The organism is Agrobacterium sp. SORGH_AS_0745 (assembly GCF_030818995.1).
In the GTDB taxonomy this organism is placed as follows: domain Bacteria; phylum Pseudomonadota; class Alphaproteobacteria; order Rhizobiales; family Rhizobiaceae; genus Agrobacterium; species Agrobacterium tumefaciens.
In genome coordinates this window covers 2,421,433-2,445,249 of sequence record NZ_JAUTBI010000003.1, presented here as the reverse complement: position 1 = coordinate 2,445,249, position 23,817 = coordinate 2,421,433, and the positions used below count along the sequence as shown (strand labels likewise).

General features: G+C 58.7%; 26 protein-coding genes and 2 tRNA genes. 15 read left to right on the top strand and 13 right to left on the bottom strand.

Annotation, left to right across the window (positions count from 1 at the left end; translation table 11 throughout):
* Positions 1 to 28 precede the first annotated feature (28 nt).
* Positions 29 to 1,282 carry a tyrosine--tRNA ligase gene (gene tyrS / locus QE432_RS21700; RefSeq protein ID WP_003515978.1) on the bottom strand — a complete coding sequence of 418 codons (1,254 nt, stop codon included), beginning with the start codon at positions 1,280 to 1,282 and terminating at the stop codon, positions 29 to 31.
* Positions 1,283 to 1,432: 150 nt separating this feature from the next.
* Here tyrS and QE432_RS21695 point away from each other — a divergent pair, with 150 nt between their 5' ends.
* Positions 1,433 to 2,554 (top strand): anhydro-N-acetylmuramic acid kinase, encoded by a 1,122-nt coding sequence (locus tag QE432_RS21695; RefSeq protein ID WP_019567102.1) that lies wholly within the window; start codon positions 1,433 to 1,435, stop codon positions 2,552 to 2,554.
* 236 nt (positions 2,555 to 2,790) lie between these two features.
* On the opposite strand, the gene QE432_RS21690 is transcribed toward QE432_RS21695, so the two are convergent.
* Positions 2,791 to 3,468, bottom strand: coding sequence for an alpha/beta hydrolase (locus QE432_RS21690; protein WP_003507952.1), 678 nt, complete (start codon positions 3,466 to 3,468; stop codon positions 2,791 to 2,793).
* A 211-nt stretch (positions 3,469 to 3,679) separates the two neighbouring features.
* Here QE432_RS21690 and QE432_RS21685 point away from each other — a divergent pair, with 211 nt between their 5' ends.
* The 7 genes from QE432_RS21685 (at position 3,680) to sufA (ending at position 10,795) form a co-directional block, all read left to right on the top strand.
* On the top strand, positions 3,680 to 4,849 hold the full coding sequence (locus QE432_RS21685; RefSeq protein WP_306625597.1) for a cysteine desulfurase family protein: 1,170 nt from the start codon (positions 3,680 to 3,682) through the stop codon (positions 4,847 to 4,849).
* 200 nt (positions 4,850 to 5,049) lie between these two features.
* Positions 5,050 to 6,519, top strand: coding sequence for a Fe-S cluster assembly protein SufB (sufB, locus tag QE432_RS21680; protein WP_003507956.1), 1,470 nt, complete (start codon positions 5,050 to 5,052; stop codon positions 6,517 to 6,519).
* Between the two features lie 72 nt (positions 6,520 to 6,591).
* Positions 6,592 to 7,347 carry a Fe-S cluster assembly ATPase SufC gene (gene sufC / locus QE432_RS21675; protein ID WP_003507958.1) on the top strand — a complete coding sequence of 252 codons (756 nt, stop codon included), beginning with the start codon at positions 6,592 to 6,594 and terminating at the stop codon, positions 7,345 to 7,347.
* A 24-nt stretch (positions 7,348 to 7,371) separates the two neighbouring features.
* Positions 7,372 to 8,643 (top strand): Fe-S cluster assembly protein SufD, encoded by a 1,272-nt coding sequence (gene sufD / locus QE432_RS21670; RefSeq protein WP_013636375.1) that lies wholly within the window; start codon positions 7,372 to 7,374, stop codon positions 8,641 to 8,643.
* On the top strand, positions 8,636 to 9,886 hold the full coding sequence (locus QE432_RS21665; protein ID WP_003515973.1) for a cysteine desulfurase: 1,251 nt from the start codon (positions 8,636 to 8,638) through the stop codon (positions 9,884 to 9,886). Before sufD ends, QE432_RS21665 begins: the two co-directional genes overlap by 8 nt.
* 23 nt (positions 9,887 to 9,909) lie before the next feature.
* Entirely contained in the window at positions 9,910 to 10,293 is a 384-nt protein-coding gene (locus QE432_RS21660) for an SUF system Fe-S cluster assembly protein (protein ID WP_003515972.1), read from the top strand.
* A 112-nt stretch (positions 10,294 to 10,405) separates the two neighbouring features.
* A complete protein-coding gene (gene sufA / locus QE432_RS21655) occupies positions 10,406 to 10,795 on the top strand; it encodes a Fe-S cluster assembly scaffold SufA (RefSeq protein ID WP_003515971.1) in 390 nt (129 codons plus the stop codon).
* Positions 10,796 to 10,816: 21 nt separating this feature from the next.
* Here the strand turns inward: sufA and QE432_RS21650 are convergent, their stop codons facing one another.
* The 4 genes from QE432_RS21650 to QE432_RS21635 all read right to left on the bottom strand — a co-directional run bounded on the left by QE432_RS21650 (position 10,817) and on the right by QE432_RS21635 (position 14,391).
* Complete coding sequence (locus tag QE432_RS21650; RefSeq protein ID WP_003515970.1) at positions 10,817 to 11,098, bottom strand: hypothetical protein; 282 nt, start codon at positions 11,096 to 11,098, stop codon at positions 10,817 to 10,819.
* 62 nt (positions 11,099 to 11,160) lie between these two features.
* Entirely contained in the window at positions 11,161 to 12,369 is a 1,209-nt protein-coding gene (locus tag QE432_RS21645; protein ID WP_003515968.1) for an ABC transporter permease, read from the bottom strand.
* Entirely contained in the window at positions 12,359 to 13,078 is a 720-nt protein-coding gene (locus QE432_RS21640; protein ID WP_112292239.1) for an ABC transporter ATP-binding protein, read from the bottom strand. The genes QE432_RS21645 and QE432_RS21640 overlap by 11 nt, the downstream gene beginning before the upstream one ends.
* 14 nt (positions 13,079 to 13,092) lie before the next feature.
* Positions 13,093 to 14,391 carry an efflux RND transporter periplasmic adaptor subunit gene (locus tag QE432_RS21635; protein WP_306625590.1) on the bottom strand — a complete coding sequence of 433 codons (1,299 nt, stop codon included), beginning with the start codon at positions 14,389 to 14,391 and terminating at the stop codon, positions 13,093 to 13,095.
* 236 nt (positions 14,392 to 14,627) lie between these two features.
* On the opposite strand from QE432_RS21635, the gene QE432_RS21630 reads away from it, so the two are divergent.
* Both QE432_RS21630 and QE432_RS21625 read left to right on the top strand, forming a co-directional pair.
* Complete coding sequence (locus QE432_RS21630; protein WP_003515963.1) at positions 14,628 to 14,783, top strand: hypothetical protein; 156 nt, start codon at positions 14,628 to 14,630, stop codon at positions 14,781 to 14,783.
* A gap of 64 nt (positions 14,784 to 14,847) precedes the next feature.
* Positions 14,848 to 15,585, top strand: coding sequence for a DUF429 domain-containing protein (locus tag QE432_RS21625; RefSeq protein ID WP_306625588.1), 738 nt, complete (start codon positions 14,848 to 14,850; stop codon positions 15,583 to 15,585).
* Between the two features lie 7 nt (positions 15,586 to 15,592).
* Here the strand turns inward: QE432_RS21625 and QE432_RS21620 are convergent.
* Together QE432_RS21620 and QE432_RS21615 are read right to left on the bottom strand one after the other, a co-directional pair.
* Positions 15,593 to 15,669 (bottom strand) — tRNA-Arg (locus tag QE432_RS21620).
* Positions 15,670 to 15,720: 51 nt separating this feature from the next.
* On the bottom strand, positions 15,721 to 16,026 hold the full coding sequence (locus QE432_RS21615; protein ID WP_003495468.1) for an ETC complex I subunit: 306 nt from the start codon (positions 16,024 to 16,026) through the stop codon (positions 15,721 to 15,723).
* Between the two features lie 265 nt (positions 16,027 to 16,291).
* On the opposite strand from QE432_RS21615, the gene QE432_RS21610 reads away from it, so the two are divergent.
* Positions 16,292 to 16,368, top strand: a tRNA-Pro gene (locus QE432_RS21610).
* A gap of 54 nt (positions 16,369 to 16,422) precedes the next feature.
* Here QE432_RS21610 and QE432_RS21605 read toward each other — a convergent pair.
* A complete protein-coding gene (locus QE432_RS21605; protein ID WP_306625586.1) occupies positions 16,423 to 17,565 on the bottom strand; it encodes a ceramide glucosyltransferase in 1,143 nt (380 codons plus the stop codon).
* A 583-nt stretch (positions 17,566 to 18,148) separates the two neighbouring features.
* Entirely contained in the window at positions 18,149 to 18,418 is a 270-nt protein-coding gene (locus tag QE432_RS21600; protein ID WP_003515956.1) for a DUF982 domain-containing protein, read from the bottom strand.
* A gap of 211 nt (positions 18,419 to 18,629) precedes the next feature.
* On the opposite strand from QE432_RS21600, the gene QE432_RS21595 reads away from it, so the two are divergent.
* On the top strand, positions 18,630 to 18,878 hold the full coding sequence (locus tag QE432_RS21595) for a BON domain-containing protein (RefSeq protein WP_003515953.1): 249 nt from the start codon (positions 18,630 to 18,632) through the stop codon (positions 18,876 to 18,878).
* Positions 18,879 to 18,937: 59 nt separating this feature from the next.
* On the opposite strand, the gene QE432_RS21590 is transcribed toward QE432_RS21595, so the two are convergent.
* On the bottom strand, positions 18,938 to 19,423 hold the full coding sequence (locus tag QE432_RS21590; RefSeq protein ID WP_019567113.1) for a DUF192 domain-containing protein: 486 nt from the start codon (positions 19,421 to 19,423) through the stop codon (positions 18,938 to 18,940).
* On the bottom strand, positions 19,423 to 20,001 hold the full coding sequence (locus QE432_RS21585) for a cold-shock protein (RefSeq protein WP_306625585.1): 579 nt from the start codon (positions 19,999 to 20,001) through the stop codon (positions 19,423 to 19,425). Before QE432_RS21585 ends, QE432_RS21590 begins: the two co-directional genes overlap by 1 nt.
* Before the next feature lie 190 nt (positions 20,002 to 20,191).
* Here QE432_RS21585 and QE432_RS21580 point away from each other — a divergent pair, with 190 nt between their 5' ends.
* The 3 genes from QE432_RS21580 (at position 20,192) to QE432_RS21570 (ending at position 22,933) form a co-directional block, all read left to right on the top strand.
* Positions 20,192 to 20,632, top strand: coding sequence for a VOC family protein (locus QE432_RS21580; RefSeq protein ID WP_065659292.1), 441 nt, complete (start codon positions 20,192 to 20,194; stop codon positions 20,630 to 20,632).
* 157 nt (positions 20,633 to 20,789) lie between these two features.
* Positions 20,790 to 22,046: a YcbK family protein gene (locus tag QE432_RS21575; RefSeq protein WP_306625583.1), complete on the top strand. Its 1,257-nt coding sequence runs from the start codon at positions 20,790 to 20,792 to the stop codon at positions 22,044 to 22,046.
* A 143-nt stretch (positions 22,047 to 22,189) separates the two neighbouring features.
* Positions 22,190 to 22,933: a glycosyltransferase family 25 protein gene (locus tag QE432_RS21570; RefSeq protein WP_306625581.1), complete on the top strand. Its 744-nt coding sequence runs from the start codon at positions 22,190 to 22,192 to the stop codon at positions 22,931 to 22,933.
* Positions 22,934 to 22,944: 11 nt separating this feature from the next.
* Here QE432_RS21570 and QE432_RS21565 read toward each other — a convergent pair whose 3' ends face one another.
* Positions 22,945 to 23,424, bottom strand: a complete 480-nt coding sequence (locus QE432_RS21565; RefSeq protein ID WP_236735593.1) for a pyridoxamine 5'-phosphate oxidase family protein — start codon at positions 23,422 to 23,424, stop codon at positions 22,945 to 22,947.
* Positions 23,425 to 23,817 lie beyond the last annotated feature (393 nt).

The following is a 23,817-nucleotide window of genomic DNA, read 5'->3' as shown; positions in this document are numbered from 1 at the left end:
GCCCTTCATCTGATGATTTGCGCGGGTGTTACGCCGGGCGAACGAGAACGTGCTTCTTCTTGCCAACCGAAAGCTTGATGATGCCATCGCCGGTGATCTCGGCGGAACCGATCATCTGGCGATCGTCGGATACGCCCTTGTCGTTGATCTTTACCGCGCCGCCCTGAACGTGACGGCGGGCTTCGCCATTCGAGCCGGCAAGGCCAGCGCGGACGATGAGCGACAGGACGCCGACGCCGGCATCGAGTTCGGATGCCGGAACCTCGATGGAGGGCAGGTTTTCAGCAAGCGCGCCTTCCTCGAAAGTCTTGCGCGCCGTTTCGGCAGCTTCTTCGGCAGCGGCACGGCCATGCAGAATGGCCGTCACTTCCGTTGCAAGGATTTTCTTCGCCTCGTTGATCTCAGATCCGCCAAGGGCGGCGATGCGTGCGATCTCATCCATCGGCAGCGTGGTGAAGAGCTTTGCGAAGCGAACCACGTCCGCGTCTTCCGTATTGCGCCAGTATTGCCAGAAATCATAGACCGGCAGCAGGTCCTTGTTGAGCCAGACGGCACCGGACGCGGACTTGCCCATCTTCGCACCCGAAGAGGTGGTCAAAAGCGGGGAGGTCAGCGCATAGAGCTGCGGTGTCCCCATGCGGTGACCGAGATCGATGCCGTTGATGATGTTGCCCCACTGGTCAGAGCCGCCCATCTGCAGGCGGCAGCCGGTACGCTGGTTCAGCTCCACGAAATCGTAGGCCTGGAGGATCATGTAATTGAATTCGAGGAAGGACAGCGACTGCTCGCGGTCGAGGCGCGTCTTCACGCTGTCGAAGGAAAGCATGCGGTTGACCGAAAAGTGGCGGCCGACGTCGCGCAGGAATTCGAGGTAGTTGAGCCCACGCAGCCAGTCGGCATTGTTGATCATCAGCGCCGGATTTTCCGCGCGATCGTAATCGAGGTAGTTGGCGAAGACGTGCTTGAGCGAGGTGATGTTGTCCTCGATCATGTCGATCGTCATCAGCTTGCGGGCCTCCTCCTTGAAGGAGGGATCGCCAACCATGCCGGTGCCGCCGCCCATCAGCGAAATCGGCTGGTGACCGGTCTTCTGCATCCAGTGCAGCATCATGATCTGGGTGAGGTGGCCGACATGCAGGCTGGAGGCCGTCGGGTCATAGCCGATATAGGCGGTCACGGTTTCCTTGGCGAACAGTTCGTCGAGACCCGACTCGTCGGAGATCTGGTGAATGAAGCCGCGCTCATCGAGCGTGCGGAGGAAATCGGACTTGAACCTGGACATAACCTTTTTCTTTCTGGTTGGACCTTTGCCGTCATTGTCTGTCAATGAACGCGGGGGGCTTTACCATTGTTTTTTGAAAAGTGCACCCGTTTCGGCCATGAATAACGGCGATTCATCTCCGCATGATTCGATATTGAAAGGGAGCAGCGCGTGGGCGAGGTCAAAACTGCAATCGGGCTGATGAGCGGGACATCGATGGACGGCATCGATATCGCCCTGTTGCGCACGGATGGCGAAAACGTGGTCCGGCATGGGCCGAGCGGTTATTTCCCCTATGATCCGGGCCTGCGCGCCACGTGGCAGAAGGCGCTGGTTACGGCCAAAGCCATTCGCGAACGGCGCGAGCGTCCGGGTGACCTCGCGGATGCGGAACGCAAGCTGACGCTTGCCCATGCGGCGGCGGTCAAATCCTTCCTCCACCGCCACCGGCTTGAAGCCAGCGATATAGACGTGATCGGTTTTCATGGCCAGACGGTGCTGCATCGACCGGATGAGGCGTTGACCGTGCAGATCGGCGACGGCGCACTTCTGGCCGAGGAAACCGGTATCGATGTGGTTTACGACATGCGTGCCAACGACATGGTGCATGGCGGGCAGGGCGCACCGCTCATTCCTGCGTACCACATGGCGCTCTCCGCCAATCTGCCTGATGGCTTCGAAACGCCCGCCGTCTTCGTCAATATCGGCGGCATATCCAATCTCACCTATATCGGCGAGGGAGGGCGGCTTGCGGCTTTCGACAGCGGTCCCGGCAATATGCTGATCGACCAGTGGATCGAGGCGCATACGGGCAAAGCCTTCGACAAGGGCGGCAGGACGGCGGCGGGCGGCAGCGTCGTTGCCTCGCTAGTGACGCGCTACATGGAAAGCCCGTTCTTCTCGGCCAATATCCGCCGCTCGCTTGACCGCAGCGATTTCGTGCCGCCGCAAAAGGGCGAGGTTTCGCTGGCGGACGGCGCACGCACGCTGTCGCATCTGACGGGTGCCGCGATCCTCAAATCGGCGAGCTATTTGCCGGAAGCGGCTAAGACCTATGTGATCTGCGGCGGCGGGCGGCTCAATCCTGTTATCATGGAAGAGTTTGCGAGCCTTGCTGCCAAGCAGGGTGCGCGGGTAATCGCGGCGGAAGAGGCGGGGTTCGACGGCGGGGCGATGGAGGCTGAGGCCTGGGCCTATCTGGCGGTGCGATCGCTGAAGGGGCTGCCGCTAACCTATCCGGGGACGACCGGTGTGAATGAGCCGGTTACGGGTGGGGTTTTGGTCAGGGCGTAATAGACGACGGCGGGCTTGCCCCCCCCTCTGGCCTGGCGGTCATCTCCCCCACAAGGAGGAGATTGGCCAGACGCCTGATCTCCGCCTGAGTCGCTACGTTAAAGAGCGTCGGGAGGTCACCACGATTCGATCTCCCCACCTGTGGGGGAGATGCCCGGCAGGGCAGAGGGGTGCAGCCAAGCCCGTTGTCGATCATTGCAGCCAGATCAAAACCTGTCGCGACACCGGGCGGCTTGTCACCGAATGCGCTTCGCTGCCGGTTCCGGAACCAGTTCGCCATTCAGGCGGCGGTCGAGGTAGTCCTCGCATTCGCTCATCAGCTCATCAACCTTGCCGTTGAAGAAGTGGTTGGCGCCGGGAAGGGTGCGGTGGGTGATGAGGATGCCCTTCTGGGTCTTCAGCTTTTCGACCAGACCGTTGACGTCCTTCTCAGGCGCGACCTTGTCGGCGTCGCCATTGATGATGAGGCCGGAAGACGGGCAGGGGGCGAGGAAAGAGAAGTCGTAGGTGTTGGGCTGCGGCGCAATCGACATGAAACCTTCGATTTCAGGGCGACGCATCAGAAGCTGCATGCCGATCCAGGCGCCGAAGGAATAACCGGCGACCCAGCAGCTTTTCGAATCGGGATGCAGGCTCTGCACCCAGTCGAGAGCGGATGCGGCATCGGAAAGCTCGCCGGCGCCATGGTCAAACTCGCCCTGGCTGCGGCCGATGGAGCGGAAGTTGAACCGGAGCGTCGTGAAACCGCGCTTCTGGAAAAGATAGAAGAGCTGATAAACGATCTGGTTGTTCATCGTGCCGCCGAACTGCGGGTGCGGATGAAGGATGATCGCTATCGGCGCGCTCTTTTCCTTGGAGGGTTGATAACGGCCTTCGAGGCGACCCGCAGGGCCGTTAAAAATGACTTCGGGCATTGGTACTCCGGTCGTGTTTTTTCATTCTCCAACCGCATTCTTCCGACGAGAAGACTTGACGAACTGTGTCATCTTTTCTAGAACGCAGTTTAGAATAATTCGAAACTTTGCGTGTGCTTAAGCACTCGGACCGTGTCATAAGGCAAGCGCAACTGTAATTTCAAGAAAAATGCGTTTTGGCGCATGGAAGATTGAGCGAAGCTTTTCCGCGATGACGGTTTTGACGCGCACATATATGGACTGGAACGCCACGGCGCAGCTTTTGCCTGGGGTGCGGGATGCTCTTGTCCGCGCTCTCGATATCACGGGTAATCCGTCCTCCGTACACCGGGAAGGGCGCGCAGCCCGTGCGGCCGTCGAGGCCGCGCGTCGTGACGTAGCTGTGGTCTGCGGCGCCCAGGCGTCACATGTGACCTTTACGAGCGGTGCGACCGAAGCGGCCAATCTGGTGCTTTCGCCTGAATTCAAGATGGGGCGCGCTCCCGTACGCTATGGTCGTCTTTACGTTTCGGCGATCGAACACCCGGCTTTTCGCGAAGGGGGCCGGTTCGACAAGGCTGACGTTACGGAAATTCCCGTTACGTCAGCGGGTGTGATCGATCTTGCGGCCCTTGAGGCGCTGCTGTCATCGCACGACAAGTCCACTGGTCTGCCGATGGTCGCCTGCATGCTGGTCAATAATGAGACCGGCATTCTTCAGCCGGTGGCTGAAGCGGCGCGGCTTTCACATGCAGCTGGGGGATTGATGGTCGTCGATGCCGTGCAGGCTGCCGGCCGCATCCCGCTCGATATCAATGCATTGGATGCCGATTTCCTTGTGATCTCGTCCCACAAGCTTGGTGGCCCGAAGGGTGCTGGGGCGCTGGTGTCCCGCGGCGAGGTGATGATGCCGAAGCCGCTGATCCATGGTGGCGGCCAGGAAAAGGGACATCGTTCCGGTACTGAAAATACCCTGTCGGTCATCGGTTTCGGTGCCGCCGCCGCTATTGCTGCGCAAAACCTCGAGACCGAAGCGACGCGTCTTGCAGCGCTGCGCGCAAGGCTGGAAGACGGCATGCGGGCAGTTGCGCCTGACGTGATCATCTACGGTGAGGATGTCGGCCGTGTCGGCAATACCACGTTTTTCACCTTGCCCGGTTTGAAGGCGGAAACGGGCCAGATTGCATTCGATATCGAAGGCATTGCGCTCTCGGCCGGTTCGGCCTGCTCGTCCGGCAAGGTGGGTGAAAGCCATGTGCTGACGGCGATGGGACGCGATCCCAAGCTTGGCGCACTCAGGATTTCCCTTGGTCATGCGACTGATGAGGCGGATATCGAGCACGCGCTCGCAGCCTTTACGAAAATTGCCGGGCGGCGCAGGCTGACCGGTCAGGCCGCTTAAAATGCGGCAAAGAATTGCGGAATAGCAATTTTCCGCTTGCCGGGATGTGTGAAAAGCGCCATCCCGCACTTACATGGGTATAAGCTCCGCCCCGTTTATACGGGCCCGGATTATTTGCCCGAAGATGGATGAAGGCGGCTATCCGCCTTGATACGTTGACAAGCCACCGGACCTTGGCTCCGGCGAGATTGGAGAACGACATGGCAGCGGTTCAGGAAACGATCGATCAGGTTCGCCAGATCGATGTGGACCAGTATAAATACGGCTTCGAAACCGAAATTGAAGTCGACAAGGCCCCGAAGGGCCTTTCGGAAGAGGTGATCCGCTTCATCTCGGCCAAGAAGCAGGAGCCGGAATGGATGCTAGAATGGCGTCTTGAGGCTTACAAGCGCTGGCTGACGATGGAAGAGCCGACATGGGCGCGCGTCAGCTACCCCAAGATCGACTTCAACGATCTCTATTATTATGCCGCACCGAAAAGCACGCCCGGCCCGAAGTCGCTGGATGAAGTCGATCCGGAGCTGCTGAAGGTTTACGAGAAGCTGGGTATCCCGCTGAAGGAACAGGAAATCCTGGCCGGCGTGGAAAACCGTCGTGTGGCCGTGGATGCCGTGTTCGACAGCGTCTCCGTTGTCACCACCTTCAAGGCGGAACTGGCAAAGGCCGGCGTGATCTTCATGTCGATCTCCGAAGCCGTGCGCGAATATCCTGATCTGGTGAAGAAATATCTCGGTTCGGTCGTGCCGCAGACGGACAATTTCTACGCAACGCTGAACTCGGCCGTCTTTACCGATGGTTCCTTCGTGTTCGTGCCGAAAGGCGTTCGGTGCCCGATGGAGCTTTCCACCTATTTCCGCATCAACGAAAAGAACACCGGCCAGTTCGAGCGCACGCTGATCATCGCCGAAGAAGGCGCCTACGTCTCCTATCTGGAAGGCTGCACGGCACCTCAGCGCGACGAGAACCAGCTTCACGCCGCCGTGGTGGAACTGGTGGCACTCGACGATGCCGAAATCAAATATTCCACCGTCCAGAACTGGTATCCGGGCGACAAGGACGGCAAGGGCGGCATCTACAACTTCGTGACCAAGCGCGGCGATTGCCGTGGCAACCGTTCGAAGATTTCGTGGACGCAGGTTGAAACCGGCTCGGCCATCACTTGGAAATACCCGTCCTGCATTTTGCGCGGCGACGACAGCCGTGGCGAATTCTATTCGATTGCGGTTTCCAACGGCCATCAGCAGATCGACAGTGGCACCAAGATGATCCATCTCGGCAAGAACACGTCGAGCCGCATCATCGCCAAGGGCATTGCCGCCGGTTTCTCGGAAAACGTCTATCGCGGGCAGGTCTCGGCTCACCGCAAGGCGACCAACACGCGCAACTTCACGCAGTGCGACTCGCTTCTGATCGGTGACAAGTGCGGCGCGCATACCGTGCCCTATATCGAGGCGAAGAACTCGTCTGCTCATTTCGAGCATGAGGCGACCACGTCGAAGATTTCCGAAGACCAGCTGTTCTATTGCCTGCAGCGCGGCATCCCCGAGGAGTCGGCGATCGCACTGATCGTCAATGGCTTTGTGAAGGATGTTATCCAGCAGCTGCCGATGGAGTTTGCGGTTGAAGCGCAGAAGCTGATCGGCATTTCGCTGGAAGGTTCGGTCGGCTGATCGTCATACGAATACGCACTTTGAGTGCGCGGTTTCGCGCACCTTCGCTCACACTATTCTTAGGATAAAACCATGCTTGAAATCATCGACCTGCACGCAAAGATCGCCGATACCGAAACCGAGATCATCAAGGGCCTCAACCTGAAGGTTGCTGCCGGTGAAGTTGCGGCCATCATGGGCCCGAACGGTTCCGGCAAGTCGACGCTGTCCTACATCCTGTCTGGCCGCGAAGACTATGAGGTCACCTCCGGTGACATCCTCTATAACGGCGAAAGCATTCTGGAACTGGATGCCGCCGAGCGCGCTGCCAAGGGTATTTTCCTGGCCTTCCAGTATCCGGTCGAAATTCCCGGTGTTGCCACCATGCAGTTCCTCAAGGTTGCTATGAACGAGCAGCGCAAGGCGCGCGGCGAGGCCGAGCTGACGACGCCGGACTTTATCCGTCGCGTCAAGGAAGCTGCCGGCGATCTGAAGATCGACATGGACATGCTGAAGCGTCCGCTTAACGTTGGTTTCTCCGGCGGTGAGAAGAAGCGCGCCGAAATCCTGCAGATGGCGCTGCTGGAGCCGAAGCTCTGCGTTCTCGACGAAACCGATAGCGGCCTCGACATCGACGCGCTGAAGATCGTGGCTGATGGCGTCAACGCGCTGAAGTCGCCGGATCGCGCCACTGTCGTCATCACCCACTACCAGCGCCTGCTCGATTACATCGTGCCTGATAGCGTTCACGTTCTTTACAAGGGCAAGATCATCCGTTCGGGCGACAAGGCCCTGGCGCTGGAGCTGGAAAACAATGGTTACGCCGACATCATCGGTGAAGCGGCCTAAGCCAGAGGCCAGGAGGTGATGTCCATGAACATTCAAACGACCAATCGGCTGACGCCAGCGGAAACCGCGCTGATCGACGCCTATACCGCCAAGTTCAGCGAATTGCCGGGCAATGGTGCGGTTGTCGCCGCCCGTGACGTGCTGTTCGACGATCTGAAGACCGGCGGTCTTCCGACCCGCCGCATCGAGGCGTGGCACTATACCGATCTCAAGAGCCTGTTGCGTGCCATTCCCGAGGACCAGCCCGCACCTGTTATCGAAAAGCAGGCGTCTGTTGTCGCCGGCTCGTCCGTCGCCTACGTGCTGCATGGCACGGCCAATGTCGGCAAGATCGAAGACATCAGCGTTTCCAGCTTTGCCGAGAGCCTGCTTGACGGCTCGGCCGCCACAGGCCTTGCGGAAGCCAGCAAGGACGACGTGATCGGCCGTATCAACGGCAGCTTCGTGCGCGACGGTCTGATGCTCGACATTCCCGCTGATGCCGAGATCGAAAAGCCGATCGAATTGCAGGCGATCCATGGCGCAGGTCAGGTTCACAGCCGCTTCCCGGTGCGCTTCGGCAAGGGTTCGAAGGCGACCGTCATCGAGCGTCACCTTTCGGTGACTTCGGATGCCGCCCTGGTTTCCTCCGTCACCGACATCGTTGTCGAAGACGGTGCGGAAGTGACCTGGATCATCCTGCAGCAACAGGGCGCGGCCGATATTCATCTTGGCCAGCTGCGCATGAAAATCGGTGCGGACGCCAAGATTCGTCTGTTCGTCATCAATGCCGGCGGCAAGCTGGTGCGGCAGGAACTGCGCATCGACGTGGACGGTGAGGGTACTGACCTCACCGTTCGCGGCGTCAACCTGTTGGGCGGCGAAACCCATACCGACGTGACGATGGTTCTTGGCCACAACGTGCCGAACACGACCTCGACAGAAGTGTTCCGCAACGTGGTCTTCGACCGTGCAAAGGGCATTTTCCAGGGCATGATCCGGGTTGCCCCCGATGCCCAGAAGACCGATGCGAAGATGGCGTGCAATACGCTGCTGATGTCTGACGATGGCGAGTTCTCGGCAAAGCCGGAGCTTGAAATCTTCGCCGACGACGTTCAGTGCGGTCACGGTGCGACGGTTGCCGATATTGACGACAACCATCTCTATTATCTGATGGCGCGCGGCGTGCCGCGGGCAAAGGCGCGGGCGATGCTCGTCAATGCCTTCGTCGCTGAGATCGCCGAGGAACTGGAAGAAGAAAATCTGGTAGAGGCGCTGGAGACTATCATCTCCGGCTGGCTGGAACATCATGCCTGAGAGCGAACGCGCCGCATTGGCGGCCCCTTATGACGTTGAAGCCGTGCGGAAGGATTTCCCGATCCTGTCGCGCGAGGTCTATGGCAAGCCGCTGGTCTATCTCGACAACGGCGCGTCCGCTCAAAAACCGCAGGTGGTGATCGACGCCGTTTCGCATGCTTATTCCAATGAATACGCGAATGTGCATCGTGGCCTGCATTTCCTCTCCAATGCCGCAACTGACGCCTATGAGGCGGCGCGCGAAAAGGTGCGCCGTTTCCTGAATGCCGGTTCGGTGGACGAGATCGTCTTCACCAAATCCTCCACCGAGGCGATCAATACGGTTGCTTACGGTTACGGCATGCCAAAGATCGGCGAGGGCGACGAGATCGTCATCTCGATCATGGAACATCACTCCAACATCGTGCCGTGGCATTTCATTCGCGAGCGGCAGGGCGCCAAGCTTGTCTGGGTGCCTGTCGATGATGACGGCGCGTTCCATATCGAGGCTTTCGAAAAAAGCCTGACGGAGCGCACCAAGCTCGTTGCCATCACCCATATGTCGAATGCGCTGGGCACCATCGTGCCGGTCAAGGAAATCTGCCGCATCGCCCATGAGCGCGGCATTCCGGTGCTTGTCGATGGCTCTCAGGGTGCGGTTCACATGCCGGTCGACGTGCGCGATATCGATTGCGACTGGTACGTCATGACCGGCCACAAGCTTTACGGTCCCTCGGGCATCGGCGTGCTCTACGGCAAGGCTGACCGCCTGAGCGAGATGCGGCCGTTCCAGGGCGGCGGCGAGATGATCCTCGACGTGTCCGAAGACAATGTGACCTATAACGAGCCGCCGCATCGTTTCGAAGCGGGAACGCCGCCCATCGTGCAGGCTATCGGTCTTGGCTATGCGCTTGATTATATGGACAATCTCGGCCGTGCCGCGATTGCAGCCCACGAGGCTGATCTTGCGGCCTATGCTGCCGAGCGGCTGCGCGAGGTCAACTCACTGCGAATCATCGGCAATGCGCCTGATAAGGGCGGTATCTTCTCCTTCGAACTCGAGGGCATCCATGCCCATGACGTGTCGATGGTGATAGACCGGCGCGGCGTTGCCGTGCGTGCCGGCACCCATTGTGCCATGCCGCTCTTGAAACGGTTCGGCGTCACCTCCACATGCCGAGCATCGTTCGGCCTTTACAATACCCGCGCCGAAGTAGATCGTCTTGTCGAGGCGCTTGATTATGCGCGCAAATTTTTCGCCTGATATCAGGATTGAGGTTCAGGACCATGACTGCCGAAGCCACTGCAAAGACCCATGATGTGACCGAAGACGCTGCAAAGCCGTCTTCCATTGCGCCCGACGAACTGGCGCGTCTTAGCGACGACGTGATCGCGGCGCTGAAAACCGTGTACGATCCGGAAATTCCGGCCGATATTTTCGAACTCGGTCTCGTTTACAAGATCGATATCGAGGACGACCGGATGGTCAAGATCGTCATGACGCTGACAGCACCGGGCTGCCCGGTTGCCGGCGAAATGCCGGGCTGGGTGGAAAATGCCGTCGGCGCGGTCGAAGGTGTTTCCGGTGTCGAAGTGTCGATGACCTTCGATCCGCCGTGGACGCCGGACCGCATGTCGGAAGAGGCTCAGGTCGCCGTCGGCTGGTATTGAGACTGACGTGATTTTGACAGGCGTCATCCCTTGATGGCGCCTTCAAGCACTATTAAATTGAAATCCATAAACATCGAGCCTTGAACTCGATTGTCGAAGGAGAATTAAGCCCATGGGCTTTGCGATCATGACCATGACCGGGGCTGCTGCCTCGCGCGTTAAAGCAATCGTCGAGAATTCCGGCCCTGACGCCAAGGGTGTGCGCGTCGGCATCAAGAAGGGCGGCTGCGCGGGCATGGAATATACCATCGACCTCGTGACGGAAGCGGATGCGAAGGACGATCTGGTCGAATTCGATGGAGCCAAGGTGTGGGTTCAGCCCTCCGCCGTGCTCTATCTGCTCGGCACCCAGATGGATTTTGAAGTGACCAAGATGCGCTCCGGCTTCACCTTCAACAACCCGAACCAGACGTCAGCTTGCGGCTGCGGTGAGTCGGTGGAACTGAAGCCTGCCGATCTGGCGGCGCTGGCGAAGCAGCGCGAGGCTGAAGCCAGCGTTTGATTGGCTGCGCCATTTTTCCGATCAGCGGGATGATTGCTGTTTCAGCGTATCGATAAAATCCGCCAGCGGATGAATCGATGGCGTCGTTGTCAAAAGCGGCTCGAGAGCTGCTGCAATCTTCCCGCAATCCTCCTCGGCAAGTGGTCGAAGGCTGGAGCTGACTTTGTTGTAGTCGGGCGTTCCGCGTGACGCGAGGGAGCGATTGATCACAAACAGTTCCGTTTGCCCGTCAATTCGTTCCACGAAGAGCGCAAGCGAACCGCCGTCTGCAGCAGCGGCGCTATCCGATACCGATTTGAACATCGAAACTCTCCGTAAATCATGAACCTTTTCCGTTGAGGCCGTTGCAGCCTCGACGGCTCGTTTCACTCGTGCCGCAGCGCCTCGATCGGGCTCAAACTCGCTGCCCGCCGCGCCGGGAAATAGCCGAAAATCACGCCGATGGCAGCCGAGAAGGCGAAGGCGAGGAAGATGATCGACGGGCTGGTGACGAAGGGCACGTTGAGGAAGCTGACGACGCCATAGGCAAGGCCAAGGCCCGTCAAGATGCCGACCGTGCCGCCCAGGGCAGAGAGCATGACGGCTTCCACCAGAAACTGCGTCAGTACCTGTTTTTCCAGTGCGCCGATGGCGAGGCGAATGCCGATCTCGCGGGTGCGCTCGGTTACCGAAACCAGCATGATGTTCATGATGCCGATGCCGCCGACCAGCAGGCTGACGGCTGCAACCGCACCCAGAAGCCCGGTGAGCAGCGTTGTCGTGCCGGTCATGGCCGAGGCGATCTGCGTCATGTCGTTGACGGTGAAATCATCCTCGCGGCCAATGTTGATGCGCCGCCGTTCCCGCAGCAGGTTCTGCAGGTCGCTTTGCACCTTGGCGGTGGAAACGCCGTCCTGCGCGGAGACCATGATGGAGGAAATGGTGGTGGTGCCGCCGATGCGCCGCTGGTGGATTTTGAGCGGCATGATGATGGTGTCATCCTGATCGTCGCCGAGGCCGGATTGGCCTTTTCGGGCGAGAACGCCGATGACGGGGCAGGAAATGTTGCTGACGCGGATCGTCTGTCCGACCGGGTTTTCAGCGCCAAAGAGTTCCTGCCGCACCGTTTCGCCGATGATGCAGCCTATCTGCCCTCCGCGATCTTCGGCCGGCTGGAAGTCACGGCCCAGCGCAAGCGTCCAGTCCTGTGCTACAAGATAATCATTGGTGGTGCCGATGACGCTTGTCTGGTGGTTCTTGCCGCCGAAAATGACCGTTGCGGCGGAGCTGCGGTTTTGCGGAGCAACGGCGCGCAAGCCGCTGATCTGGTTGCGGATCGCCTCGACATCGCGATCATCGAAACGTTTGGCTTCCGTGCTGGCGCGGCCGGGCCCGAACTGGCCGGGGCGCACGAACAGCATGTTGGTGCCCAGCCGCGACAATTCCGATTTCACCTGTTCGGTTGTGCCGTTGCCGATGGTTACCATGGCGATCACGGCGGCAACACCGATGACGACGCCGAGCACGGTGAGGAAGGAGCGGAGCAGGTTGCGGCTGATGGCGCGCAGCGCAAGACGCGACGTTTCAAAGAACATCGGAAGTCTCCTTGTTTTCCGCTGTGCTGTCGGAGGCGAGATGGCCGTCCACGAAACGCAGGAGGCGTCCCGCATGGGCAGCGATATCCTCTTCATGCGTGACCATGACGACCGTAATGCCCTTGTCGCGGTTGAGCGTGGTGATCAGCTCCATGATCTCGGCGCTGGTTTTGGTGTCGAGGTTGCCTGTGGGTTCGTCGGCGAGAAGCAGAGCGGGGCGGGTGACAATGGCCCGTGCAATGGCCACACGCTGCTGCTGACCGCCGGAAAGCTCCTGCGTCGTGTGGTGCTCGCGGCCATTCAAACCCACCTGTGCAAGCGCCTCCATGGCGCGCGCGCGCCGTTCCGAGGCTTTCATGCCCCGGTACACGAGCGGCAGCTCGACATTTTCCACCGCCGAGGTCCGCGACAGGAGGTTGAAGCCCTGAAACACGAAACCCAGCATGTGGCGGCGCAGCAGCGTCAGATGTTCATTGTCGAAACCGCTGGTCGGCACGCCCTGAAACAGATATTCGCCCGATGTCGGCACATCCAGGCAGCCGATGATGTTCATCGAGGTGGATTTGCCGGAGCCGGATGGCCCCATGATGGCGACGAATTCCTTCTCGTGGATCGACAGGCTGACGCCGTCAAGCGCGCGGATCGTCGCTTCGCCCCGGCCATATTGCTTGACGACATCGCGGAATTCTATGAGCGGCGGCTGTTGCATGCGGTTTTCCTCCGTCAGCCGGCGTTGCGGGCTGAGGCGTCGGTAATCACCAGGTCGTCGGCCTTCAACTCGCCCGATTTTACCACGGTATGCTGGCCATCGGTGGAGCCGGTTTCGATCGAAACCGAGACGGGCGTGTTGTTACGCAGCACCCACACCGTTCTTTTGCCTGTCGCGGCCGGACCGGCATCGCGGTTCTGCGACCGGCCCATGCGGGGAGGGCGGAACAGGCTCATCAAGCCACCGCCACGGGAGGCGGATTCGCGCGGCGGCGTATATCGGAGCGCGGAATTCGGCACCAGCAGCGTATTCTTGATCTCCTCGACGACGATATTGGCGGTTGCCGTCATGCCGGGGCGCAGCAGCAATTCCTCATTGTCCACCGTCAATATGCCCTTGTAGGTCACTACGTTAGACACGGTCTCGGAGGCGAAACGCACGGTCTCTATTTCAGCCGGGAAGCTACGGTCGGGATAAGCATCGACGTTGAAGGTGGCCTTCTGCCCGGTTTCAACCTTGCCGACATCCGCCTCATCCACCGACACCTGCAATTCCATATGGCGCAGATCGCCAGCAATGGTGAACAGCACGGGAGCGTTGAGCGAGGAGGCAACGGTGGCGCCGGGATCGACACTGCGGGTGAGGATGACACCATCGATGGGCGAGACGATCTTCGCCTTGCCGAGATTGACCTCGGCCAGCCGCAAATCCGCTTCCGCCGAAAGCACGGTCGCCTCGTTGACCTGTAGCGTGGCGCCGGCGGCATCGTGGTTGAACTGCGCGGCATCCAGATCCTGCTGGCTGGAGACCCGGCTCTGGACGAGGGACCGCAGACGCTCCATCGATGTTTTTGCCGAGCCGAGATCGGCGCGCGCCTTCAGCACATTGGCCTTGGCGGAGGCAAGCTTGGCGCGGGCGCTCTGCACGTCGGCCTCCAGCTTGTTGGTGTCCAGTTCCGCCAGAATATCGCCTGATTTGACCGGGCTGTTATAGGTAACGTTGACCTTGCGAATGGTGCCGGACAATTCGCTCGATATGTCGACCTGATCGGTCGGCTGGACTGAGCCGGTGGAGGTTACGATGACGGAAAGGTCGCCCTGTCTCGCCGCTTCCGTGGTGTAGGTATAGGCGACGCCCGCGGCACGCGACTGGTAATAATAGCCAAGGCCCCCGCCGATCAGCACCACGGCTGCTGCGGCATAGAGATAGCGGCGCGACTTCTTCTTTCTACCTGACCTGCTGGTACCCAGAATGTCCCGCAGATCGGGCTGGCTGTTTTCCGTGTCGCGGCCATTGGTGTTGGCGTCATTCATTTTCGTCACCCGCAAAATTCAAAATACCACAGAGGATTGTTTCCAACCCCTGTTTCCGGTCCGTCTGTCGCTGTTTGTATTCCTCTGATTGTGGGAAGTGACATAGCTTGCCCAAAGGGGGAAGTGAAAACTTGGTAATATTTATGATAGCTCTGGTCTGCTAGAGGTAAATCCGAAAAGGCCGATGCCATTGATGTGGCGCCGGTTTCAGCAGCGACATGCAGGACGATGATATAATGAACGACAATGTGGTGAAGTTCCGCAAACCGGCGCCCCCGAAAAAGCCGCGCCAGCCGCTTGGGCCAAAATCGAAAAAAGCCCTGACGATCGCCGCCATCATCGCTTTTTTTGCCGCCGCCTGGGGGTATTTTACGCTGTTCGGGCAGGGGTGACGCTCTGAAAGCCGTATTGGGTATAGACGCCGCATGGACTGTTACCCAGCCAAGCGGGGTCGCCTTGGTCATCAACGATGGAACAGGCTGGACGCTGCGTGCCGCCGCATCTTCCTACGTTGGCTTCCTCGCCTGTGGAAGCGATATCCGGGTTCTCGCTGATCGCCCCAGGGGATCAGTTGCCGAAGCATTGGCGCTTCTGGCGGCCGCAGAAGCCCTTGCAGGATGCAAGATGGATCTCGTTACGATTGATATGCCGCTCTCGCATCAACCGATTACTGCCCGCCGTGCTTCTGACAATCTGGTGTCTTCCGCCTATGGTTCCCGGCAATGCGGCACCCATACCCCAAATGCAATCAGGCCCGGCAAGGTCAGTGATGATCTTAAAATGGGGTTTGAACTTGCGGGATATCCGTTATTAACCAGGGAAATCAGCAGTCCCGGTCTGCTCGAAGTCTACCCGCACCCTGCGCTTGTTGAACTGACCAACGCCGCGAAACGGCTTCCGTATAAGCAGGGAAAAGTCGGCAGCTACTGGCGGTCGGATACGTCCGCAGACCGTCGCGCCAGACTCCTCGAGGTCTGGTCTTTCATCATCGCACATCTGGATCGACGGATAGGTGGGGTTGCCGATGCACTCATCATTCCCGCGACGAACGCAAAGGGATGGGAGATGAAGGCTTTTGAGGACAAGATGGATGCCGTCGTGTGCGCCTGGGTCGGGATTTGTGCTTTGGAGAGTGAGGCAGTGCCGTATGGCGACGACATTTCCGCGATCTGGATCCCGAAAGCGGCAGTTTAGATGGAGATGGCGACCCCTGCAGGATTCGAACCTGCGACATTCGACTTAGAAGGTCGACGCTCTATCCAGCTGAGCTAAGGGGCCGTCGTGCCGGACTATTATTGCTCCGGCTGAAAATCGTTCAGTGCGTCTTCTTCAATGCGTCCAGGGCTGGGTGCGGTTGAAGCGGAAATTATCCGTGTAGGATACAACCTTGCGGGTTGCTTCCTTTGGCTGGATGACGCGGTATTCGATGCCCTTGCGCTGCGCATAGGCTTCGGCCTGTTCCTGCGTCTCGAATGTCAGCTTGACCTGCTGCTTCATGTCGGATGTCGAGGTGTATCCCATGATCGGATCGATCTTGCGCGGGACCTCAGCGTCGAATTCCAGAACCCAGACATTGGTTTTCGCCTTGCCGGATTGCATGGCGGTCTTTGCAGGGCGGTAAATCTTCGCAGACATGTCGAAACTGCTCCGGTTGGGCGGTGGGGCATGCGCCCCGGATTACTATTCACGTACCTGAATAGAATAACCAAATCGTGTCAGGAACGCTGAATTTGAAATGGACCGACTCCATGTGAGAGTCAAGACGATTATCCCTTGCGGCCTCTTCACGGTCCCATCGCGTTGCATGAGTTTTCAATAATCGAGGCAATGGGCTCAACAAAGATGAATTTCCCTGTTGCGGACTGCGGGTGAACCGTGTATTCCCCAGCCATCGCCTCGGCGGAGTGTAGCGCAGTCTGGTAGCGCATCTGGTTTGGGACCAGAGGGTCGGGAGTTCGAATCTCTCCACTCCGACCATTTAAAGCGAAACATTCGCTTGTCGGTGTAACCCCTTCAAATAATAGCTTCCGTTCAGTCCGCTGAAGGTCCGGCCAATGTGCTTTCGGCCGTGCCGATCGTCATGACATTGCCGCGCCATGCAACCGCGCTGCCGATCCAGCTGCGTACCCAGACGAATGGCATGATGACATCCCGCGCGACCATTGCCGGAAGGGTATAGAGAGATACCGGCCACCGGTTGAGAGCTGCGAGCGTCAGTTCCGGGCCGTACATGACGGCGAGTATGGCAATCGCGGTGACGGCAAGGTTCACATCCGCGGCAACGGCGGCAGCGAGCGCGAAGAGGAGCGGGGGAAGCGCGCCGGTGAGGATTTCCGGGGCGAAATATTGCGGGAAGGTGACGCGCCGCAGCCGCGCCCAGCGGGTCTGCCGCGACCAGATCTCACCGGCATGGCGATGTCCGAGCGGCTGCTCGAACGGGGCCGACACCAGATGTACCTTGCGACCGGCATTTCTGACCAGCTTCGTGGAAGCGGCATCTTCGGCGATTTCGGCGGCGAGCGCGCGGATGCCGCCGCGCTCTTCCAGGAACGGCTTGTTCCACAACATCGATTTGCCCTGCGCGAAGCCCATGCCGATGGCTTCCGCCGCATATTGCCAGCGGCCTTGCGAGCCGTTGAGGAAGGCGCATTCCACATGCGCCCAAAAGCCATCCGGCCGGGAGCCGAGCGGTGGCGAGCAGACCAGTCCGCTATCCGGCCGCCAGGCCGACATCATGGTTTCGATATAGGATTGCGGCATCAAAACATTGGAATCGGCCAGAATGACCCATTCGTGTCGGGCAGCACGCCAGCCCTTGACGCAATTGTTCAGTTTGGGATTGGCGCTGATGCGATCATCGCCGATGAGCAATTGCGCTGAAACTGCGGGGAAGGCTGCGCTTGCCTTGCGCACTTCCTCGATCACGGGATCGAACTCGTCGGCGACGCAGAACAGAAGCTCATAGTCCGGCCAGTTGAGCTGGAAGGCGCGCGACAGCGTCAGCGGCGTGAAAGTTTCGATGCCGCGCAGCGGCACCACCAGCGATACCGGCGGTTTCTGCCGGACAAGTGCGTTGTCCGTATCGCGTCTTTTAAGCCGCCAGCCTGCCAGAACGACGCCGAGAAGATTGAAGGCGAGGAGCAGAATTGCGCAAAGGGCAAAAACAGTTTCCATGCTGGCCAGTTCCACTCCCAAGCTTTCAGCGGTTTACCCGCCAACCGATTCCATGGAATTCGTCATTGCGGATTATAACGTTTGCATGACAGTTACATGTCATGTTCCGCAGGCAAGATCCGACTTCGGTCGTTCATGCGCCCTTGGCGCACGGGTCGATGCCGCGTTTGTTACCGAGAAAGCGTGAACGGTTTTTCCAGGCAACCTGTTCGCTAGGGGAGACGGTTGTTTGCCTGGTTGAATGCGATAGCGACGAAGCGGGCGTGTCGCGCTATCAGGAATAGTCGCGTCGAAACACCGATTGTAAGACCGAAATCTATCCGAGTATTGACTGCCGGTGCATGGGGAAAACTAAGACGGTGTATCTCACAGCAACCTCCCGATCCCTGTGCACCCGGCCATTTGAACAGGACGAAGTTCAGGCTTCAATCAAACGGGCGATCCACGCAGGTGGATTGCCCGTTGTTTTGACCTATGGAGGCATGTTGATGAACGCAGATCGACTTGTCGCCCATCCGGTTGTCATCACCGTAAGTGACTGATATTTAGTCTATAATATTCACAAAGCCTTCCGCGTGACGAGCTAGTGGATGTTCAGAATATGCGCGTGGCTGCTTGCGACCAGAAACGATTCCCGCGCTTTTTCGATGTCGCATTTTCCGGCGATAGCATCGAGACAGTTCCTGCGTGCGTCCTCATATTCCGGTCCGTGTTCATCCGGCCAGCGGTACATCAGCATGTCCAGCGCCACCAGAGGGCTGTAGATTTCCACCGCTGCGGATAGCGGCAGGTGGATTGCCACCGGCTTCATCCACGAGGCGTGGTGACACGGCTCCGTTTTGTTAATCAGCATGTCATTCTCCTCCCTGTTTCATGCGCCTTGACGGCAGATTTCACTCCCATGCGCGAAATGCTCACCTCACGAAATGGTTCCCGATCACCTAAAATGTGATCGGGCAGGGGGTTCCAATTTGCCAAGATGAATGGAAGATGAACGAATTGATGAACCGGAGATGAACAAAACCGTGATTCGGGCGTTGTAATAGCCAAGAAGGAGAACGCACATGTTCAATTTGTCAGGCATTCAGGAAAGCTTCTTTGGAGACCGCATGGCGGGTGTATGCGAGGCCATCACCTCTGCACTGGCTTTCGAAAACGGTCTCGAGAAGTCGCGGATTTCCGCAACCGTCGAAAATGACGTGATCTATCTTGAAGGGACGGCGGATTCGGTCGAGGCAATCGACATTGCCATCAATCTTGCCGCATCCATTTCCAATTGCCGGATTTTGAGCCATATCGAGCCGGTCTACTGAGATCTTGCCGGCCGGGCGAAACGTCGTCCGGCCTTTTCAAACGCAGTAACGCGGCAATGTCATTTCCGGTTGCCGATTTGCGCACTGCGCACCACATCGCCCGGTTTGATGCCGTAGCGTTTGGCAGTGCCGCCATTCAGTTCAAGCACGAATTTGACCGACCCACGGGAGCTGATGATCGCTTCTGAATGTGGGACGGCGTTTTCGTGGATATGGGTTATGCGCCCGTCCCGGGCGATAAACAGCATGTCGAGCGGAATGAGAGTATTCCTCATCCACATGGCCACGTCCCGCTCCTTGCCGAAATCGAACAGCATACCGCTTCCAAGCGGCATGGACTTGCGAAACATAAGGCCCTGTTCGCGCTGGGCGTTGTCCAGCGCCAGCTCCGCAACAAATTCGTGGGTTTCTCCGGAGGCGGTCTCTATCGTCAGCGGTTCGGATTGAAACGTCTGCTGCTGTTGAGCCTGCGCTGCGCTTGAGAGCGTGAAAAAAAGAAGCGCCAGAACGGCGCTCTTCATCAAGTTGCGAAACACAGCGGCCATCAGTGCGACATCCCGATCGGGGCCGGGTTGTCGGGGTGGATTTCCGCCGCCATCAAACCCTTGTCGCCATCGCCAAAGCGCACCAGCACCACCTGGCCCGGACGCAGTTCCGTGAGGCCGAAGCGGCGCAGCGTCTCCATATGCACGAAAATATCTTCGGTGCCTTCGCCGCGCGTCAAGAAGCCGAAGCCCTTGATGCGGTTGAACCACTTGACGATTGCACGCTCAAGCCCGCTTGACGGCGTGACCTGCACATGGGTGCGAACCGGCGGCAGCTGCGACGGATGAACGGCGGTGGACTGATCCATCGACAGGATGCGGAAGGCCTGAAAGCCGCGGTCACGCCGCTGGATGAGGGCAACGATGCGCGTACCCTCGAGAATGGTCTGATACCCATCGCGGCGCAGGCAGGAGACATGCAGCAGCACGTCCTGCATGCCGTTGTCAGGCACGATAAAGCCGAAACCCTTGGCAACGTCGAACCATTTCACCGCGCCGGTGATTTCGGTCAGGTCCACGGCATCGGCCGAAAGGTCCTCGACATCGACTATCGTTTTCGATGACATCCTATCAGCCATATCCTGCCAACCCCTCGATTACGCGCCACACACCGGTCAACTGATTCCTGTGTACCAGATTAACATCTTGGTAACGGTTCCACGCAAGCCCTAGTTTTTGATTTGCGTAGCTGCTTTTATGTCGCCGTCCTTGTCCGGGGCTTGCGATCATGCGTTTATGGCCCGGAAAAGTGTATTGGAGAGGAAGAAAATGCGGTATCTGCACACGATGGTTCGCGTCAAAGACCTTGGCGAATCAATGAAATTCTATTGCGACCTGATGGGTCTCGAGGAAATACGCCGGATCGAAAACGAAAAAGGCCGTTTCACTCTGGTTTTTCTTGCAGCGCGCGACGATGTCTCTGCGGCGCGGGAAAAAAAGGCGCCTTCCCTTGAACTCACCTACAATTGGGACACCGAAGATTACACCGGCGGCCGCAATTTCGGGCACCTAGCCTATGAGGTCGACAATATTTACGACTTCTGTGCCCACCTTCAGCAAAATGGCGTCGTGATCAACCGGCCGCCGCGTGACGGTCACATGGCCTTCGTTCGTTCGCCCGACGGTATTTCTTTCGAAATCTTGCAGAAGGGCGAAAGCCTCGCGCCAGCCGAACCGTGGATATCTATGCAGAATACGGGTTCCTGGTAGGGGTTTTCCCGACCAGAAGCGACGATTTCGGTCACTCTTGCCTTGTCCGGATGGGTTGAGGCATAGTCCGCGAATCGAAACGGCATGTCCTGTTTTGAAAAAGCAGACGATTCCGTTCCCGTGCTGCTGTTGTAAATGCAAGATACGGAGGCCACCCATGAAAGCTGTCGATAGCGCGAAAGGACGCGTTGCCTGTCAGCGTCTTGTTGTCGCGGTTTCGTTGCTCGGGCTTGCCGGATGCGTTTCAGCGGTGACGGATGACGACATGGCTGCCAACAGCAAAAAGCCGGCGATTTCCGCCGAGCAGAAGGCGCAGGCGGCATCGGCGGTTCATAATCCGGCCGCCAAACAGCAGCAGGGGCATTATGTGGATCCCGCCGTGGCCTCCGCAACTGGCGGGGCCGTTGCGGCCCAGCCGCAGGCGCCCGGTGGCCCCGCACAGGGTTACGGTGCCGCCGCCGATATTGGCGGCCTGACGACGCAGCCGACGGCGATTTCCGCGGGTACATCAAGCATATATTCAAGCAGACCTGCCGTTGCGGCGGGAGCTACAGCCGCCGCGGGCGCACCTTCCCGGGGGATCGCGCCCGCCGTCAGCAGCGTCTATTCGGCACCAGTGCAGGCGACACAGCCGCAACCGGTATCCGCAACGGGACAAGTGCCGACTGCCGTGCCGGTACCGGCAGAACAGCACAGCGAAAACCGTCAGGCTGTTCCCGTACCAGCGCCGCAAAATGCGTCGGAACAGCTCGCAGCTGCTTCAGCGCAGTCTTCTGGAGCCGGGAAACGGGCAGGCGAGGGGCAGGAAAGTGAGGGCACAGTCGTGCCGCTGGCAGCTTTCTTCGCCGGTGCGGCCAAGAAGCGCCTTCCGAAAATGATCGAAAACGGTACGGCGGAGAATACGCAGGTTGCCGCGCTTTCCGGCGGGTCGGACAGGACGATGGGTATAGCGCTTTCCGGCCGTTCGATGATGTCTGACGAATTCGACGATGCGCATCTCGAAGACGAGGATGACCAGCCGGCCGGCCTGATGAAGCTTGCCTCGCTCTCCGGCCTCACTCGAGTTTCTCCGAACGGGCTTTTCCTGCAGACCGATCATGTTGAAGTCGGTTGTTTCAAGCCGGAACTGGTGCGCATGATCAAGGATGTCGAGCGCCACTACAACAGCCCGGCCATCGTCACCTCGGGTTATCGCCCGCCAAAGGGCATAAGGCAGGGTTCCAAGCACTACACCTGCGATGCAGCCGACATTCAGATCAAGGGCGTTTCCAAATGGGAGCTTGCGTCCTATCTGCGCTCGATGCCGCAGCGTGGTGGTGTAGGCACCTATTGCCACACCGAATCGGTTCACATGGATACGGGCGAAGCCAGAGACTGGAACTGGCGCTGCCGCCGCACCGCCCCGCGTAAATAATCTCGCGCCGCATTCTCGAACCGTCAAAGCTTGCGCGTTGCTCGCCCGAAATTTCGCCGGCGTGGAAATCACGGCATGCAGACAGGGTGCGCCACATGCTGTAGGAGACGGTTTCCCGACTCTATGCGCATGGTGCTTTCCGAATGCTGCCGATATCCGCTTTTCCCGTTTACATCATCTCCATCGCCAGAGCGCGCGCCCGTCTTGAAAAGATGCTGAACGGAGCATCAGGTCTTGGGCTGGATTTGCGCCCGGTGGAAGGTGTTGACGGTAAGACCATTCCCGCTGCCGAATGGACGGATTTTAACAGGCGCGGCTTTGAGCTTCGCAACGGCCGTCATGCCTTGCCTGGGGAGTATGGCTGTTATGCCAGCCATATCAAGGCACTGGAGATTTTCCTCGCCACGGATGCGCCGGTTGCCGTGATCGTTGAGGATGATGTTACCTTCACGCCTGACTTCTCCGATCGGGTCAAGGCAATGGTCGCGATCATGCCTGAGAATTCCATCGTAAAGCTGACCAATCACCGCCACAGAGGTTTCAGAGCCAGGAAGACCAGCGCTCTCGGAGACAAGCTGGGGCGCTGCATATATGGGCCACAGGGATCGTCGGCCTGCTATATTATCTCACGCGGTGGAGCGGAGGAGTTTCTGAAAGCGGCAAGGGTGATGACGCTGCCTTTCGACCGTGCGCTGGAATGCGGCTGGGGTTACGGCACGCATGTCTACGTCACCGAAAAGGATTTTCTGCCTTTCGGCGATCCGGACACGCTGGTCGGCACGCGCGCGGAATATCGCGGCAGCAAATTTGCCCGGTTGAACCGGGTGCCAGCCTATCTCTCCAGTTTTTATGACAATATTGCGCGGTATGTGTACGCCTATCTATAGAGGGAGGCCGCTTAACGCACGAAATCTTCCCTCTGGACCGCTTTGCGGCCCGTGAGGCTTTCTTTTTGGATGCTGAAGAAAATCGGCTTGGTGGAGTCTGTTCCATTTTCGTGCGGATGGATCGTTGAGCCTCCCGGCTCCCACCAGTTCGGGTGTTTCTGGATCAGAGACCAGGCGTAGATCCGCTCGCTTTGCCATTGCTCGTTATCTTCAAGCTCCTGATAGAGGCCATGGAGAATTACGCTTGTCCATGTGCTGGTGTTTTTGACCTCATCGACCTGAAGGCAAACATGAGGGTTCAGGCGCATATTCTCTATCTTGGCTCCCATCATCGAGAAGCTGTAGACTCCACCCTCGTGAAACACGAAATGGATCGGCACCACATAGGGCCTGTCATGATCGATACAGGCAAGATGCCCGAAGCTCATCCGGGAAAGGAATGCGATGCATTCCGCCGATGTCATTTCTTCTAGATGGACACTTGACGCCATGATGATCACTCCGTTCTGGGCAGGTGACAACGATCATCTGATCGCGCCGCCTTCCTTTTCCCATCTCTCGACAGCCGGGCTTCCGGATTTTTGGGTAGACTGAAATATGTCCCGGTTCTTATGGTGAGGAGCCGACGCAGCCGGGATTGGTTTACGCCTGCCGGAACCACGTCGAATGGCGGCGATCAGAACTGGCCTGCACGCGTCGAATTTCGACGAACCGCATAACGTTGCAGCACCCTTTTCAAGCCTGTCGATCGCCTTGACGAGCAGTGGCGCACGATCTGGATCGACATTTCGTTTTCGATTGGTGGAAGACATTTCGTCCTCCTTTGGTTGGGGCCAAGGCAGATGCACCTTTACATAACAGCGCCCGCTTCAAATGCTGCCATT

What these genes read in the sequence shown, in the direction of transcription:
- QE432_RS21665 (WP_003515973.1), top strand. Translation starts at nt 8,636, where the DNA reads ATGCCTGAGAGCGAACGCGCCGCATTGGCGGCCCCTTATGACGTTGAA.
- QE432_RS21660 (WP_003515972.1), top strand. Translation starts at nt 9,910, where the DNA reads ATGACTGCCGAAGCCACTGCAAAGACCCATGATGTGACCGAAGACGCT.
- QE432_RS21565 (WP_236735593.1), bottom strand. Translation starts at nt 23,424, where the DNA reads ATGGCGTCAAGTGTCCATCTAGAAGAAATGACATCGGCGGAATGCATC.
- sufA (WP_003515971.1), top strand. Translation starts at nt 10,406, where the DNA reads ATGGGCTTTGCGATCATGACCATGACCGGGGCTGCTGCCTCGCGCGTT.
- QE432_RS21635 (WP_306625590.1), bottom strand. Translation starts at nt 14,391, where the DNA reads ATGAATGACGCCAACACCAATGGCCGCGACACGGAAAACAGCCAGCCC.
- QE432_RS21615 (WP_003495468.1), bottom strand. Translation starts at nt 16,026, where the DNA reads ATGTCTGCGAAGATTTACCGCCCTGCAAAGACCGCCATGCAATCCGGC.
- QE432_RS21650 (WP_003515970.1), bottom strand. Translation starts at nt 11,098, where the DNA reads ATGTTCAAATCGGTATCGGATAGCGCCGCTGCTGCAGACGGCGGTTCG.
- tyrS (WP_003515978.1), bottom strand. Translation starts at nt 1,282, where the DNA reads ATGTCCAGGTTCAAGTCCGATTTCCTCCGCACGCTCGATGAGCGCGGC.
- QE432_RS21585 (WP_306625585.1), bottom strand. Translation starts at nt 20,001, where the DNA reads ATGGCTGATAGGATGTCATCGAAAACGATAGTCGATGTCGAGGACCTT.
- QE432_RS21640 (WP_112292239.1), bottom strand. Translation starts at nt 13,078, where the DNA reads ATGCAACAGCCGCCGCTCATAGAATTCCGCGATGTCGTCAAGCAATAT.
- QE432_RS21690 (WP_003507952.1), bottom strand. Translation starts at nt 3,468, where the DNA reads ATGCCCGAAGTCATTTTTAACGGCCCTGCGGGTCGCCTCGAAGGCCGT.
- QE432_RS21600 (WP_003515956.1), bottom strand. Translation starts at nt 18,418, where the DNA reads ATGCTGATTAACAAAACGGAGCCGTGTCACCACGCCTCGTGGATGAAG.
- QE432_RS21590 (WP_019567113.1), bottom strand. Translation starts at nt 19,423, where the DNA reads ATGGCCGCTGTGTTTCGCAACTTGATGAAGAGCGCCGTTCTGGCGCTT.
- QE432_RS21580 (WP_065659292.1), top strand. Translation starts at nt 20,192, where the DNA reads ATGCGGTATCTGCACACGATGGTTCGCGTCAAAGACCTTGGCGAATCA.
- sufD (WP_013636375.1), top strand. Translation starts at nt 7,372, where the DNA reads ATGAACATTCAAACGACCAATCGGCTGACGCCAGCGGAAACCGCGCTG.
- QE432_RS21570 (WP_306625581.1), top strand. Translation starts at nt 22,190, where the DNA reads ATGCTGCCGATATCCGCTTTTCCCGTTTACATCATCTCCATCGCCAGA.
- QE432_RS21575 (WP_306625583.1), top strand. Translation starts at nt 20,790, where the DNA reads ATGAAAGCTGTCGATAGCGCGAAAGGACGCGTTGCCTGTCAGCGTCTT.
- QE432_RS21605 (WP_306625586.1), bottom strand. Translation starts at nt 17,565, where the DNA reads ATGGAAACTGTTTTTGCCCTTTGCGCAATTCTGCTCCTCGCCTTCAAT.
- sufB (WP_003507956.1), top strand. Translation starts at nt 5,050, where the DNA reads ATGGCAGCGGTTCAGGAAACGATCGATCAGGTTCGCCAGATCGATGTG.
- QE432_RS21645 (WP_003515968.1), bottom strand. Translation starts at nt 12,369, where the DNA reads ATGTTCTTTGAAACGTCGCGTCTTGCGCTGCGCGCCATCAGCCGCAAC.
- QE432_RS21595 (WP_003515953.1), top strand. Translation starts at nt 18,630, where the DNA reads ATGTTCAATTTGTCAGGCATTCAGGAAAGCTTCTTTGGAGACCGCATG.
- QE432_RS21685 (WP_306625597.1), top strand. Translation starts at nt 3,680, where the DNA reads ATGACGGTTTTGACGCGCACATATATGGACTGGAACGCCACGGCGCAG.
- QE432_RS21630 (WP_003515963.1), top strand. Translation starts at nt 14,628, where the DNA reads ATGAACGACAATGTGGTGAAGTTCCGCAAACCGGCGCCCCCGAAAAAG.
- sufC (WP_003507958.1), top strand. Translation starts at nt 6,592, where the DNA reads ATGCTTGAAATCATCGACCTGCACGCAAAGATCGCCGATACCGAAACC.